The following is a 12,722-nucleotide window of genomic DNA, read 5'->3' as shown; positions in this document are numbered from 1 at the left end:
AAATCTCTCACAGCTGTCTCCAAACCGGCGTCCCTAGCGTCACCGACGTTTGACTTTCCGGCCCGCAGGGGCCGGAGGCACTCGTGACGCATGCCAGTCACCGACTAAGGAGTCCGCATTGGTGGAGAGGCGCACATTCATCGCCGGATCTGTGGCGGCCGGAGCCCTGGCCGTTGTCGGCGGCGCGACGCTCAGCGCCGCAGCTGAACCTGACGGAAAGGGCTCCACGGACGGTCATGTCCGGAGTGCCACGGCTATCACGAAGGTTTTCGGCGACGGGCAGAAGCTCATCGCGGTGGCCGTCGAGTACGACCGGGACATCGACGGCTCTTCGCTGTCGACGTCGACGTACGCGGTCACGGACCGCACGGTCACCAAGGTCTACGCCAACAGGGCGGCCGAACTCGCGGAACGTAGCAGGGACGGCCGCTACGTGATCGTCGAGCTGTCGGCCGACGACACGGCGGCGGCCCTGTGGGTCACGCAGCAGGGCTCCGGCACCCCGACAGGCGGGGACAGCGCCGGCCCGACCCCGGCACCGAGCAGCTCCAGCGGTGCACCCGGCGGAGGCGGGCCGAAGGTCGGCGACAGTACGCCGGGCGGGACGATCGTGGCGGCCAAGGCTTCGCTCGTCCAGAAGGGCATGGTCACCACCACCCGGGGCGCCCGCTACGAGGCCACCGGCACGACGCTGACCACCGGCGCGGTGGTGAACCTGATCGTCGACGACTTCCAGCAGTTCACGTACGACGATGCCGCGACCGGCCAGACTCTGCGGTACAACCTCTTCGTCCCGAAGAACTACGACCCCCGCAAGCGCTACCCGCTCGTGCTGTTCATGCACGACGCGAGCGTTGTCAACGTTGCGACGGAAGGCCCCCTCGTGCAGGGCCTCGGCGCCGTGTGCTGGGCGAGCCCCGATGACCAGGCCAGGCACGAGTCGTTCGTGCTGGCGCCCGAGTACGGGTCGGTCGTGGTCGACGACGACTACGAACCGTCGGCGCTGTTCGACGCCACGGCCAACCTCGTCAAGGCGGTGACGAAGAAGTACAGCATCGACAGCGACCGGCTCTACACCACCGGCCAGTCGATGGGCGCGATGATGTCGCTCGGCCTGAACATCAAGTACCCCGACCTGTTCGCGGCGGCCTTCATCGTCGCCGGCCAGTGGCCGTCCGACGTGGCCGCTCCGCTCGCCGACAAGAAGCTGTGGATCGCCGTCTCCCAGGACGACGACAAGGCCTATCCCGGCGAGAATGCGATCACCCAGGTCATCAAGGACCAGGGCACAAAGGTCGCCATCGCGGTCTGGGACGGCCAGTCGACCGCCGCGCAGTTCGCAGCCGACGTCCGCGGCCTTAAGGCCCAGAAGGCACCGGTCAACTACGCCTCCTTCCAGACCGGCACGACCGTGCCGTCCGGCTCCACCACCAGTGCGCACATGGGTACGTGGCGCATCGCCTACACCATCCCGGGCATCCGCGACTGGATCATGCGGCAGTCCCGGTGAGGAAGGTGACGTAAAGGGGCCGGCCAGTATCAGGCGGACATGCCCTCGGTCTGGTTCAGCTTAGTTTGCAGGTCCGAGGACATGTCCGGGGCGATGGTCAGGTATACGGTCCGAAGCGGTTTCCCGGTCAGAAATGGCTTACGTCGATGGAGCTTCGAGCCGATCGTGCGGTGCTCGCTGATGCGAACGGCGTGACGCCACGACGCCATGTGCTGGTCCACGGAAATGAATTGAACGAGATGAAGGAGTTGACGGGGCCGCTGCCGTCAGTTCTGCGGTAGACCGCGACGCACGCCCGTCCACCCGGGGCCGGAGCCGACGAATGCTCAACCAGTGCTCTTCCCCGGCCAGTTGCCCACTCATGCCACGATGTTTCGAGGTGCCATGTCGGCCGTCGTTTCCCATGCATCGCCCCAGCCCCCGCAGCCACACAGCGAGTCCCGGCACATCACGGCGACGATCGCCTTGGCCTGCGTAGGAGTGTTCGTGTCCTACCTGCCGGTCGTCGGTGTCTCTGTCGCACTGCCGGTCATGCAGCAGGCGCTCGACGCCTCCACCTCCGGACTCCAGTGGATCACCGATGCGTTCATCCTGCCGACCGCGGCGCTACTCCTGACCTGCGGCATGCTCGGAGACCTGTACGGCCGCAAGAAGGTGTATCTCACCGGGTTGGTGGTTTTCTGCCTCGGCTGCCTGGTGTGCCTGACCGCCGACAGCGTCGTGCAGGTCTGCGTGGGCCAGGCGCTCACCGGTGTCGGCACCGCCGCGCTGCTCCCGTCGACGCTCGGTCTGATCAGTCATGTCTGTCCGGACCGCCACAAGCGTGCGAGGGCGATTGCCCTGTGGACTGCTGCCCTGGGGCTCGGTCTGACCCTCGGTCCGCTGTTCAACGGTGTGATCGTGGAGCATGCGAGCTGGCGGTGGATCTTCTTGCCGTCCTTGGTCATCGGTGCCGTCACGGTCGTGGTCGGGGCCGTGGTCCTCAAGGATTCCCGGGCGGAACGCGAGCGCCATTTGGACGTCCCCGGGCAGCTCCTGGCCATCGTCGCCATCACAGGGCTGGTCTACGGCGTCATCGAGGGTGGCAGTGCCGGATGGGGATCGATCCAGGTCGTGATCGCGTTCCTGGCGGCCGCGGTCGGCCTGCTCGCCTTCGTCCTGGTGGAACTGCGCTCACCCTGTCCGATGCTGGACATGCGCCTGTTCAAGTCCTCGGCGTTCTCCGGCGCCGCGCTCGTGATGGCCCTCACCCTGTTCGCCCAGGTCGGCCTGGTCTTCGCGCTGAGCGAGTACTTCGGCCTCGTCCATCACGCCTCGACCTGGGACATCGGTGTGCGCCTCGTCGCCATCAACGGCTTCACCGTCGTACTGGGCCCCCTGGTCGGACGTCTGATGAACAGGACCACACCCGGACTGCTGCTGGTCACCGGACTCGTGGTCGGTGGCATCGGTGCCCTGTGCGTGAACCTCTTCCACGCTTCCACCGGTACGGGCGAAGCGGCCCTGGTCATCGGAGTACTGGGCATCGGCATAGCCTTGGCCATGGCTCCGGTCACGACGATCGCCATGAACAGCCTGCCGCACCAGCTGGCGGGTACGGCAGGCGCCGCCAACAGCGCGCTGCGCCAGATCGGCAGCGCGCTCGGCCCCGCCGTCTTCGGAGTCCTCCTGACCAACCGCACCCTGAACAGCCTGCCCGGGCACCTCGCCCGGTCCGGACTGAGCGCCGCCGACCAGGGTCAGGTCGACGGCCTGGTGTCGAACGTCGGCATCCAGGCCGGCGCCTTCCTCCACCTGAAAACCCCCGAGGCCACCGGTCAGGCTCAGTCCGCCTACGGTGCGAGCTTCACCGATGCGCTGCACACCTGCGCCCTTGTCGGCGGCATCGGCATGCTCGTGGCGGCAGTCGTCGCCTTCGCACTGATCGGCGTCCGCGCCCGGCCCGCACACAACACCGCGACCGAGGTCACGCCGCTGCCGCATCCCGCCGGATCCGGTGAAGTGAGCTGAGAGCCCGGGGGCCGAGGGTGGTTGCCCGTGGCGGCACTGGCGGACAACCCCCTCCGTCAGCGTAGGAGACGACGCTTCGTGATCCCCTGGCCGGCGGCGTGAACCCTCAGGGGATGGCGGAGGGGTGGTGAGAGAGTGGTGTCACCGTGATGTCCATGTAGGGGAAGAGCGGAAGGCCCCACAGAAGCTCGTTGAGCCGGTTGTTGTCGGTGACATCGAAGACGCTGAGGTTGGAGTACTGACCGGCGCAGCGCCACAGGTGCAGCCATTCGCCGGAATGCTGGAGCTTCTGCGCGTACGCCTTCTCCGCGGCGAGGGTCGACACACGGACCTCGGGGTCCAGGTCGGGGGGCAGCTTCACGGTCATCTGGACGGCGAACAGCACGGTGGGCTCCTGAACAGGCATCACGAGGCGGGGTCGAGGACGAAGTCGTGGGTGACCCGGTTGCCGCCCTCTCCGGTGGGCTGCGGGGCAATCATGAGTTCCGGCTTCACGGCCGAGGCCACGTCGTCCTGGACGTGCACGCCGCCCTCGAACTAGAGCTGCGTGGTGAGCGCCTCGTATCCGGGCGCGGTGACCTTGAGGTGGAGGTGGGCGGGGCGCCAGGCGTGCCAGCCCGCGGCTGCGACGAGCCTGCCGCAGGAAACCGTCCGTGGGTATCTGGTAGGGGGCGGGCTGGACGGTGTGCACCGCGAAGCGGCCCTCGTCGTCCGTCACGACGGCTCCGCGCAGGTTCCACTCCGGGATGCCGGGTGCGAACTGCGCGTACAGTCCGTCGTCGTCGGCCTGCCACATCTCCAGCACGGCACCGGCCAGCGGCTTGCCGGAGACGGCGGTGACCTGCCCCTGGAAGAGGAGCGGGGTACCGGGCTCCTCGTCGCGCATCGGCAGGGCACCGGTGCTGGACAGCGCAGGGGCGCCAGGGACGTAGTAGGGGCCCTCGATGGTGCCCTTGCTGCCCTCGCGGGCCGCGGTGGCGACCTCCTCGACGACGTGCTCGACCCACACGTCCAGGAAGAGCGGCCACTCGCCGTCCTGGCCCACAGTTTCCCGGCATGCAGGCACGGGCGATCGTCGTCGCTGCCGAGGCCGCAGCGGGGACCTCGGCGCCGCCGATGCCTGTTCGCCAGTGAAGCGAAGCCGGTTGCATCGTGCTATTTGTCTCGGTGTGACGGGTCGTCACGGCACCCCGATCCAGGGCAACGATCGGGCCAGTTCGGCAGTCGTAGAAGGTGACATACACCCGTCTGCCGTGCCTTGCAGTCAACTTCTGCCGCTCTGACGGTGGTTGTGGGCGGCACGGCGCGCTATCCCGTGGAGGATTCATGAGGCGCTGGGCTTCGGCTCGGGCGTGACCTGCTGGCGGCGCCTGGCCGCATGGAACGAGGCGGCCGTGTGGGACGAGCTGCATCTTGTGCTGCTGAAGAAGCTGTGGGCCGCGAGGAAGCTGGACTGGTCGCGGGCGGGGATCGACTCTTCCCACGTCAGGGCGGTGAGTCTCGGCTGACCGGCCCGGCCTTCACGGGACGCGGCCGGACCTGGCTCCTACTCGGAGAAGAGATTCGCTCTTCGCCTGCGTCCGGGCGAACTCGCAGGCCACGATGGGTGGATGCCGACCTCTCACGAGCCTGTCATGGAACTGATCCGCGCCTCGATGGATCAGGCAAGCCGCACGGCCCGGCGGCCTGTCGATTCTCCTGCCGGCCGCGTGGTGTCCGCGGCCGCGCGTGCCGACGCGGACGAGAACGGCACCGACCGGATCTTCCTCCTGGCCACCGGCGCGACGGTCTCCGCGACCGGACTCGCGCTCGTGCTGGCCGACGAGACCGAGCAGACGGTCGATGAACTCCTCGCCTCGATCGAGGAAGCCGCCGACCGCCGGGCAGTGCTGGGGGAAGCGAAGCTGAACGCGCTTCCGGTGATCCGGGCTCTTCTGACGGACCAAGCGAGTGCAGGCGAGGTGCTCGGGACGACCTTCGCCCGGGATCAGGGAGAGTTCTTCGATCTGATCCTCGAACTTGCGGACTTCACCGCCACATGCATCACCCTCCGGGATGCGCAGTACGGCACGTCGGTCGCCGACACGTTGGCCGACCTGGAGGAGATGCTCAAGGAGTTCGTCGACGGCTGAGCCCGGCCCGGCGCCTCCAGCAAGGCGATCCTCGGGTCATTCCAGCTCGGCGCGAGGCCGGGCGAGACGCTCTTCTTCCGGCGGCGCGGCCCCGCCTGGTGAGACACCCGGCCGGTCAGCGGCGCATCAGGTCGGGGCGGGCGTCGGCGAGAGCGAGGCCCGTTTGAGCCCCTCCACCAACGCCCGGTCGATGAGGTAGAGCCGCGCTTGCTCGTCCCGCTGGAGCAGTCGGTTTGCGCCGGCCGGGCCGACGCGGCCCGACGCGGCGTCCGCGGGGCACCTGGATTCCGCTGCCATTGTCAACGGAGCCGAAGATCAGAGGCCTGGGGAAGGCACTGCTGTTACAGGTGCTGACATGCCCCCACGTCTGCTGAGGTTCTGCCGCTCCACCATGGGACGCGCACAGCCGCGGGCAGTGACCGTATCCGAGGCGGTGAGTGCGCAGGGCCCCGCCCACGCCCTGCGCACCGCATCGGGCGGGCCCTCCTTTCTGGCGCCCAGCCGCAGATCAGCGGTCTTCATCACACACGAGGCCACGGCCCGACGCACGTGCTGGCAACGGGTGTCAGCTGTGCCCGTTCGGTTCGGTCGGGTACGGCCGGCACCCACACACGACGCGTCGGTGTCCGTGCTCGTTCAGCCGCTGACGGCGGCGTAGACCTTGGCGATGTCGAACATGTTGTGGACCGAGACGAACTTCTCCGACTCGATGTCGATGGTGAAGATCGACGTCGCGGGCAGCGCGAGACGGGTCACCGCCGAGCCGGTGTCGACGGAGAAGGTCGGAAGGGCGGTGGACACGACGGTCACGGTGGAGGCGGACCGGGCAGGCGCCAGGTTCACTGGCACGGCATCACCCATCAGCGGGGTCGCCCATATGTCGATCACGGTGTGCCGGATGCCGGATGCCGGAGACGTCGTGGAGGAACCCTTCCGAGAACTGCTTGATGGCCTCGACGGTCACGATGGGGTCGTCGGCGTTGAACTGCAGCGTCGTGTTCGGCGCGGCGAGGTAGGTGTTGGCGACGCGAGCGGCGTCCCGGGAGTCGACGGAGTCGTAGTACGCCTGGACGATCCGGACGAGGTCGGCGTCGGGGAGCGCGGTCGGGGTGCTCATTTTCGGTTCACTTTCTTGTACTTCTGAAACGGACTGCGGCCCCCGCCGGGCGGACGACGGCGCGGCGGGGTGGCTGACGGGTCAGGGAAGCAGGACGACCTTGCCCTTGTTGTGGTGGGTCTCGATCTCGGCGTGGGCCTGGGCGGCCTTGGTGAGGGGGAAGGTGCGCCACACCGGCACCCCGAGCTCGCCGCGGGCGATGAGGTCGGCCAGGAGCGGCAGGGCCTGCGGGAACCGGTCGGCCGGGTCGAGTCCGGTGAAGCGCACCTTGTGCTCGGCGAAGGTCATGTCGGCGGTGGTGACGACCCGCGCGGGGTCGCCGGTCAGGGCCACGGAGTCAGCCTTGCCGGAACCCGAGGCCGGAGCATGCGCCTTCCGCCAGGTGCGATCTGGGATGGGTGTGGCTCGTCTGAGGGGAAAGGCAGAGCTGGAAGAACGCTGATCGGGACGTGGACAGAGCGGTGTCCTTTGCCATGGCGGTGGAGGAGGAGGCCGATGGGGTCGCTGATCATGGAGGCGCGGGAGGCTGGGGGCGCACCGTTGCTGAGGGAAGATCGTCGTTCAGGCCGTGAGCTGGTAGCGGTGCTGGTCGGGGGTGGGGTAGAGGCGTTCGTGTTCGCGGGCGAGGTGGAAGCGCCAGTACTCCTCGAAGTCGCCGTTGTCGTGCAGGGCGCGGAGTGTGAGGACGGCTTCGGCACCGGCAAGGCCCCAGCGGGCTCCGGTGATGTCGAGGCGGTCGCCGATCAGGTGGCGGCAGGCGCCCTCGATCGCGCCGGTGGCAATGGGCCGGCTGGCCGTGAGGGCGGTGTCGTAGCGGAGTTGGTCGAGGTGACCGGTGAGGTAGGCGACGCAGGCGTAGACGGCCTCGCGTTTCGCGCCGCGTAGCTGGGTCTGGTCGGCCTGGGCGGTGATCTCGGCGGCGGCTCGGGCGGCCTGGCCGTGCAGGATCGTGGTGAGGTGGCCTGCGACCCAGGCTTCGGCTTCGGCGGTGCCGGGCGGGTGGACGGCGTGCGCCGCGGTCCAGACGTACTCACTGACGTGCACGATGTCGAGCAGGACGTGCACGCGGATGTGGCGGCGGCTGGCTCCGGTGTGGATGAGGTCGAGTTGGTGGCGGGCGCCGTCGACAAGGGCGCCGTGCAGGCGATGCTGTGCTTTCTGCGGGACGTGAACGCACTGTGCCAGGCCGCCGTGGCCCTTGAGATGTACAGGTGACCTCCGCGGTCGTCTACCCCGCCCGGAGCGGGTCGGAGGGATCCGGCGCCGCGTCGTCCGTGCGGCCGGCGCCGAGGGTTCGTCGCGGGCTCGGCGGCGCTGCGGGGTGGGCTCCGAGGACTCCGCGGGCTCGCAACTCGCCGAGGTCTGGCAGGTGGACGCCGGGCAGTGCGTCGAGAAGGTCGGCCTGGGCGGCGCGGATGTTCTGCGCGGAAGCCTCGGGGCCGGTGCCAAGAGTGCGGCGGGTGGTCACGGTGATCATGATAAGGGTGGCCCTTGGCCGGAGTGTAGTCGGAAGCCTGGCGCCGCACGGTGGGCACGTCGCCAGGCTCACTTGAGCAACGCCGTCCGGCAGGTGGTTACGGCCCCTTCCACCCTGCCAGGGATCGGCAAGGCCGGGGCCGGCCGGGGTGATTGGCGCTGCTGGTTCCTCCCCGTACGCGGCGATCCACTCGCGGTGGGTGCGAAGCAGTGCACTCTGCCGCTCGGCGGCAGGCTGCCTGCAAAGAACGTAGGGAAGTTTGATCGGCGCTGGGGCCGTCACCGCCACCGCAGCCCATAGACCGTGGTGGCGGTGACGAGGGAGGGGTCAGCGAGTGGCCTTGGCGGCCTCGATGATGAGGTTGGCCACCGCGTCGGGCTGCGAGATGGACGCCGCGTGGGAGGCCTCCACGCGTACGACGTGCGACCCGGCGCGCTCGGCCATGAACTCCTGGGCCTGGGCGGGGATGGCGTTGTCCTGGGTCGCGATCAGTGCCCACGACGGGAGGGTGCGCCAGGCGGGCCGACCGGACAGCTCGGCCGTCAGGGCCTGCTGGCGTACCGGACGCTGGGTGACGGCGAGGACGTCGGTGATCTCGGTGGGCAGGTCGCCGGCGATGACGTCTTGGTAGTGCTGGGGCAGGATGCGCAGCTCGGGCTCGCCGTCGTGCTCGGTGGCGGTGGTGGTGTCCGGTCCCATCTTGGCGCCGGGGAAGCGGGAGGCGTTCTCCAGGGCGCTCTCGCCTTCGTCGGGCTGGAAGGCGGCGACGTAGACCAGGGCCTCGACGTTGGACGCGTCGCGGGCGGCGCGGGTGATGATCGCGCCGGCGTAGGAGTGGCCGACCAGGACGACAGGGCCGTCCACGGCCTCGGTGACGGTGGCGACGTACTGCGCGTCGGACTCCAGGTCGCGCAGCGGGTTCGCCGCGGCGACCGTGGTGTAGCCCTGCCCCTGGAGCTTGGCGATGACCCCCTTCCACATGCCGGAGTCGCCGAAGGCGCCGTGGACGAGGACGACGGTGGGGGTGGTGCTCATGGGTTCCGTACCTCTCAGAGAGAACGATCGGTCTTTCTGGAAGAGAGATTAGTCGTTCTACCTGAGGGCTGCAACGTGGCGGGGGTGACAGTCGAGAACGACTGGTCTTTCTTTATGATGGGTGTATGACGACCGCCTCGGAACTGCACCCCAAGGACCGGCTGCTGCGCACCGCGTCCCGCCTCTTCTACGCGGAGGGCATCCAGGCCGTGGGCATCGACCGCCTGGTCACCGAGGCCAAAGTCACGCGCGCCACCTTCTACCGGCACTACCCCAGCAAGGACGACCTCGTCTCCGCCTACCTCACGGCCACCGCCGAACAGATCCGGGACGCGGTCGGACGGGCGCGGCAGGACAACCCGCCGCGCGAGGCGCTCCGCGCGGTCATGGCCGTACTCGGCGACGCGACCCTCGAAGACGGCTTCCGCGGCTGTCAGTTCCTCAACGCCGCCGCCGAATACCCCAACCGCACCCACCCGGTACGCGCGGTCATCGACGACCAGCGCACCTGGCTGTTCGGCGTGCTACGCGACCTCTCGGCCGACATGGGCCACCCCGACCCAGACCACGCTGCACGCGTACTCGTCCTGCTGCACGACGGCGCGTTCCAGGCCGCCGAACTCGACAACGCCAAGGCCGTCCGCGAAACACTTCGCCGCGCCGTCGACGAGGTATTCCCCGTCCAGGACAGCTGACGACGGTCCGCCGGCCTGGGGTGATCCCCCCATCAGGCTTCCCATCCCTCTAGAAGTGCCCCACGCCATCTTCGTGGCGGACGAGACGGGGCATCGCATCGTGAGTGGAACGCTCTGGACTGCGGTTTTGGGGGCTTGGGGGTTCAAGATTCGCTTGGCAGCGGGATGCACGTTTGTCAGTGCCCGCCGAGACAGTAGTTGACCGTAGCTGAAGACGAGTGGCCCGCCTCTTGTCAGCGCAAATGGACACCCATGTGCGCCGGCAGGGGCGGGCCTTCGTCGTGAAGGTCCCGCAGGGCGAACGAGGTGGGGAGAGTGGAAGAAGTGGGACCCGCATACACGCGTGATCGCTGGAGCACTGCCCGGGCGGTGCTGCGTGAGCATCGAAACGGTGGCAACCCTCGCGTCGGCTGCGACCGCAGTGATCGCGATCTTGTTCTGTGCCGTCCGCAAGGCGCTCAAGGAGGCTGAGGCCTTGCTGCTTGCTCTGGTGCCGGTCATTCTCGCGCTGGGCAAGGTTCGTACCGCCGGGCAGCAGACCCGTCGGCTCCAGGAGGGCGACGTCGAACGGGAGGAGGGGCCCCGTGCTCTCCCGTGAACAGTGGCAGGAGGTACGTCGCCTGCATACCGGGGGCATGCCGATCAAGCAGATCGCCCGCAGTAGACAGCTAGCCCCCAACACGGTGCGCCGCCTGGTCCGCAGCCAGCAGCCGCCCCGGTATCAGCGGCCTGAACGCGCCTCTGCCGCTGCCCCGTTCGAGCCGGTGATCCTGCAGCTGCTCAAGAACGAGCCTGCCCTGACGGCCGCCGACATCGCACGACGGATCGACTGGCCGGCATCGTCCAGCCTGCTGCGCTCGCACGTGGCTCGCCTGCGCAAGAACCTTCCCCTGCCGCCGACGGCGCCCCCGCTGGAGGCACGGCAGCTGTCTCCCGGCCCGGTACTTCGCGATTGCCTCCCGGGCTGCGCGGAAATGGGCCTGTGGTTGCCTGCGCAGGAGATCGACGTCGGTCACGGGCAGAGCCGTGCATGTCCCGTGCCGCTCATCGTCGCCGGTGCTTCCCGGCACCTGGCGGCCTGTCTGCTGCCCAGCACGGCCTTCCGCGACGTGGCGATCGCCCACCACCGTCTGCTGCAGGAATGGGACGCCGTTTCGCACACGCTGCGCTGGGACACCGGCCGCATTACGGCCGTGGTGTCCTGGTTCTTCGACGCACAAGGGTGGGACCTCTCCTGGGACACCTATGTGGCACGAGCCGAACTGGCGGACCTCACCGTCCAGACCAACTTCCTGCTGCCCGCGCTCGGCGATGCTCGCCAGAACCTGCGGGCGTCGTTCCCGGCCCAGCAGCCTGCAATGTCCCCGCAAGCCTTCGCGACAGACCTTGCGTTCTGGGTAGGCAACGCAAACGCCACGGAGGCCTCCACACCGCTGCGCTGGTCCAGGGAGCGTTCTGACACGCGCGCTCCCGCCGATGCGCTGGAACTGCTCGGACTGCGTGCCAAGGGCGGCGCCACTCCCGACGGCGACGGGTTCTTGACCATTGCTGGCAACCACTACCTGGTGGGCCCTTGGGGCGCACGGCGCAGGCTCACTGTGCAGGTCACGGATGCCGAGGTGGTGATCCGCAGCAGCGGCTATCATGCCGGCGGATTCCACGTCGTGACCTACGTCCGCAGCTGGGCCCAAGGCGTACGCCTCACTCACCCCCAAGAGAAGTCCACTGACCCCACCAGCGGACCGCTGGGCCGGCTCGACATCCACCAGCATCGCAACGAGCTACTCGTCCGACACCGTACTCGACGGTGCCTGAACCACCTGCTCGGCCTGCTCGTTCTCCACGGCGGTCTCCGTCATCACACTCATCTCCTTGATCATCAGATCCGCCGTTGATTAGACACTCCCAGTCGAGGAGGGCGGCGTGGGCACGGGCAGCGTCGTCCAATTCAAGATCGACTTTGCCGGAGGCGTCCGGGAGCTCCGGATGCGGGTCACCGAGCCGGAGCCGGGCCGAACCCTGGTCCAGACCGACACCAACGGCTCCGGCCTCGTTAAGACGTTCACCGTGACCCCGCAAGGCGAGCAGGCGCTGGTGAACATCACCTCCAGCTTCGATGGAGAGACCGGCGTCGCCGGCTTCGTCGAGCGGATCATTGCGCCGCGCAGGTTGCACCGCGTCTACGGCAAGGAACTCGCCCGCCTCGACGCCTATGCCCGCGAGCAGCGCGTCGGTTAGCAGCGGCACGTCGGCTGGAACGGGGCCCAGGGCCTCACAGCCTCCGGGACGGTCTGCACCAGTCATCAGTCATCAAGGCATAGGAGTTCAACCATGAAAATGCTCACCTTCAAGGCCACGACCCACAAGGCGAAGCCTGCCCGTATCGGCGCGCCGATCAGCGCGGCGGCCATGGAGTCCGTGATCGACGAGCCAGGCCCGGTCGAGGTCAAGACCATCGGCGCGGACCGGGAGGCCCCCATCACGGGGCTGCTCAACATCAAGCACCCGAAGGCCGTAGCGGCGGGGATCACCGACCACAAGGAGCCAATCAAGATCTACGCCCACGTCGTGCGGCACCCCACGCACGGCTTCTTCCTGGTGGAGGACCCCGTAGGCGTGGGGGAGTTCGACCTTCAGGCCGGCGGTGGTGTCACCAGCTTCGTGGCGCTGGCATCGAAGCCGGCAGCTCAAGCCAGGGTCGGAGGGTCGTGATCGAGCAGGCCGTTCATCTGATCCACGGATGGAT

15 protein-coding genes and 2 pseudogenes are annotated in these 12,722 nt (G+C 68.4%); 9 read left to right on the top strand and 8 right to left on the bottom strand.

Annotation, left to right across the window (positions count from 1 at the left end; genetic code table 11):
• Window positions 1–121 precede the first annotated feature (121 nt).
• Complete coding sequence (locus tag ACZ7M2_RS30655) at window positions 122–1,510, top strand: alpha/beta hydrolase-fold protein (RefSeq protein ID WP_471598043.1); 1,389 nt, start codon at window positions 122–124, stop codon at window positions 1,508–1,510.
• Window positions 1,511–1,539: 29 nt separating this feature from the next.
• On the opposite strand, the gene ACZ7M2_RS30650 is transcribed toward ACZ7M2_RS30655, so the two are convergent.
• On the bottom strand, window positions 1,540–1,731 hold the full coding sequence (locus ACZ7M2_RS30650; protein WP_471598042.1) for a hypothetical protein: 192 nt from the start codon (window positions 1,729–1,731) through the stop codon (window positions 1,540–1,542).
• 148 nt (window positions 1,732–1,879) lie between these two features.
• Between ACZ7M2_RS30650 and ACZ7M2_RS30645 the strand changes: the two genes are divergently transcribed.
• Window positions 1,880–3,520, top strand: a complete 1,641-nt coding sequence (locus ACZ7M2_RS30645; protein ID WP_471598041.1) for an MFS transporter — start codon at window positions 1,880–1,882, stop codon at window positions 3,518–3,520.
• 106 nt (window positions 3,521–3,626) lie between these two features.
• Here the strand turns inward: ACZ7M2_RS30645 and ACZ7M2_RS30640 are convergent, their stop codons facing one another.
• On the bottom strand, window positions 3,627–4,565 hold the full coding sequence (locus tag ACZ7M2_RS30640) for a muconolactone Delta-isomerase family protein (RefSeq protein ID WP_471598040.1): 939 nt from the start codon (window positions 4,563–4,565) through the stop codon (window positions 3,627–3,629).
• A gap of 286 nt (window positions 4,566–4,851) precedes the next feature.
• Between ACZ7M2_RS30640 and ACZ7M2_RS30635 the strand changes: the two are divergent.
• Window positions 4,852–5,025 (top strand): annotated as a pseudogene (locus ACZ7M2_RS30635) (IS5/IS1182 family transposase); the annotation flags it as partial.
• 105 nt (window positions 5,026–5,130) lie between these two features.
• A complete protein-coding gene (locus tag ACZ7M2_RS30630; RefSeq protein ID WP_471598039.1) occupies window positions 5,131–5,652 on the top strand; it encodes a hypothetical protein in 522 nt (173 codons plus the stop codon).
• 636 nt (window positions 5,653–6,288) lie between these two features.
• Here ACZ7M2_RS30630 and ACZ7M2_RS30625 read toward each other — a convergent pair.
• The 6 genes and pseudogenes from ACZ7M2_RS30625 to ACZ7M2_RS30600 all read right to left on the bottom strand — a co-directional run bounded on the left by ACZ7M2_RS30625 (window position 6,289) and on the right by ACZ7M2_RS30600 (window position 9,281).
• On the bottom strand, window positions 6,289–6,453 hold the full coding sequence (locus ACZ7M2_RS30625) for a hypothetical protein (RefSeq protein ID WP_471598038.1): 165 nt from the start codon (window positions 6,451–6,453) through the stop codon (window positions 6,289–6,291).
• Window positions 6,454–6,505: 52 nt separating this feature from the next.
• A complete protein-coding gene (locus ACZ7M2_RS30620; protein ID WP_471598037.1) occupies window positions 6,506–6,769 on the bottom strand; it encodes a hypothetical protein in 264 nt (87 codons plus the stop codon).
• Window positions 6,770–6,850: 81 nt separating this feature from the next.
• Window positions 6,851–7,102: a zinc-binding dehydrogenase gene (locus ACZ7M2_RS30615; protein WP_471598036.1), complete on the bottom strand. Its 252-nt coding sequence runs from the start codon at window positions 7,100–7,102 to the stop codon at window positions 6,851–6,853.
• A gap of 228 nt (window positions 7,103–7,330) precedes the next feature.
• A pseudogene (locus tag ACZ7M2_RS30610) lies at window positions 7,331–8,059 on the bottom strand (ISKra4 family transposase); the annotation flags it as partial.
• Window positions 7,998–8,237, bottom strand: coding sequence for a hypothetical protein (locus ACZ7M2_RS30605; RefSeq protein WP_471598171.1), 240 nt, complete (start codon window positions 8,235–8,237; stop codon window positions 7,998–8,000). The gene ACZ7M2_RS30605 and the pseudogene ACZ7M2_RS30610, both read right to left, overlap by 62 nt.
• Window positions 8,238–8,573: 336 nt before the next feature.
• Window positions 8,574–9,281, bottom strand: coding sequence for an alpha/beta fold hydrolase (locus ACZ7M2_RS30600; RefSeq protein ID WP_471598035.1), 708 nt, complete (start codon window positions 9,279–9,281; stop codon window positions 8,574–8,576).
• 125 nt (window positions 9,282–9,406) lie between these two features.
• Here ACZ7M2_RS30600 and ACZ7M2_RS30595 point away from each other — a divergent pair, with 125 nt between their 5' ends.
• From ACZ7M2_RS30595 to ACZ7M2_RS30575, 5 genes are all read left to right on the top strand, one after another.
• Window positions 9,407–9,976, top strand: a complete 570-nt coding sequence (locus ACZ7M2_RS30595) for a TetR/AcrR family transcriptional regulator (RefSeq protein WP_471598034.1) — start codon at window positions 9,407–9,409, stop codon at window positions 9,974–9,976.
• Window positions 9,977–10,352: 376 nt separating this feature from the next.
• A complete protein-coding gene (locus ACZ7M2_RS30590) occupies window positions 10,353–10,574 on the top strand; it encodes a hypothetical protein (protein WP_471598033.1) in 222 nt (73 codons plus the stop codon).
• Window positions 10,561–11,871, top strand: coding sequence for a helix-turn-helix domain-containing protein (locus ACZ7M2_RS30585; protein ID WP_471598032.1), 1,311 nt, complete (start codon window positions 10,561–10,563; stop codon window positions 11,869–11,871). Before ACZ7M2_RS30590 ends, ACZ7M2_RS30585 begins: the two co-directional genes overlap by 14 nt.
• Window positions 11,872–11,899: 28 nt before the next feature.
• The gene (locus ACZ7M2_RS30580) at window positions 11,900–12,214 is read left to right on the top strand and encodes an SRPBCC family protein (protein WP_471598031.1); all 315 of its coding nucleotides are present in this window, start codon (window positions 11,900–11,902) and stop codon (window positions 12,212–12,214) included.
• Between the two features lie 93 nt (window positions 12,215–12,307).
• On the top strand, window positions 12,308–12,688 hold the full coding sequence (locus ACZ7M2_RS30575) for a hypothetical protein (protein WP_471598030.1): 381 nt from the start codon (window positions 12,308–12,310) through the stop codon (window positions 12,686–12,688).
• The last annotated feature ends 34 nt before the right edge of the window (window positions 12,689–12,722 follow it).

It is taken from the genome of Streptomyces sp. NPDC111507 (assembly GCF_055638955.1).
Note: the sequence above shows the minus strand (reverse complement) of the source record. Positions and strands in the feature narration are given on the sequence as shown.

Excerpts from the sequence above, each read along its gene's own strand:
- ACZ7M2_RS30575 (WP_471598030.1), top strand. The coding sequence starts at position 12,308 with ATGAAAATGCTCACCTTCAAGGCCACGACCCACAAGGCGAAGCCTGCC.
- ACZ7M2_RS30645 (WP_471598041.1), top strand. The coding sequence starts at position 1,880 with ATGTTTCGAGGTGCCATGTCGGCCGTCGTTTCCCATGCATCGCCCCAG.
- ACZ7M2_RS30630 (WP_471598039.1), top strand. The coding sequence starts at position 5,131 with ATGCCGACCTCTCACGAGCCTGTCATGGAACTGATCCGCGCCTCGATG.
- ACZ7M2_RS30600 (WP_471598035.1), bottom strand. The coding sequence starts at position 9,281 with ATGAGCACCACCCCCACCGTCGTCCTCGTCCACGGCGCCTTCGGCGAC.
- ACZ7M2_RS30595 (WP_471598034.1), top strand. The coding sequence starts at position 9,407 with ATGACGACCGCCTCGGAACTGCACCCCAAGGACCGGCTGCTGCGCACC.
- ACZ7M2_RS30620 (WP_471598037.1), bottom strand. The coding sequence starts at position 6,769 with ATGAGCACCCCGACCGCGCTCCCCGACGCCGACCTCGTCCGGATCGTC.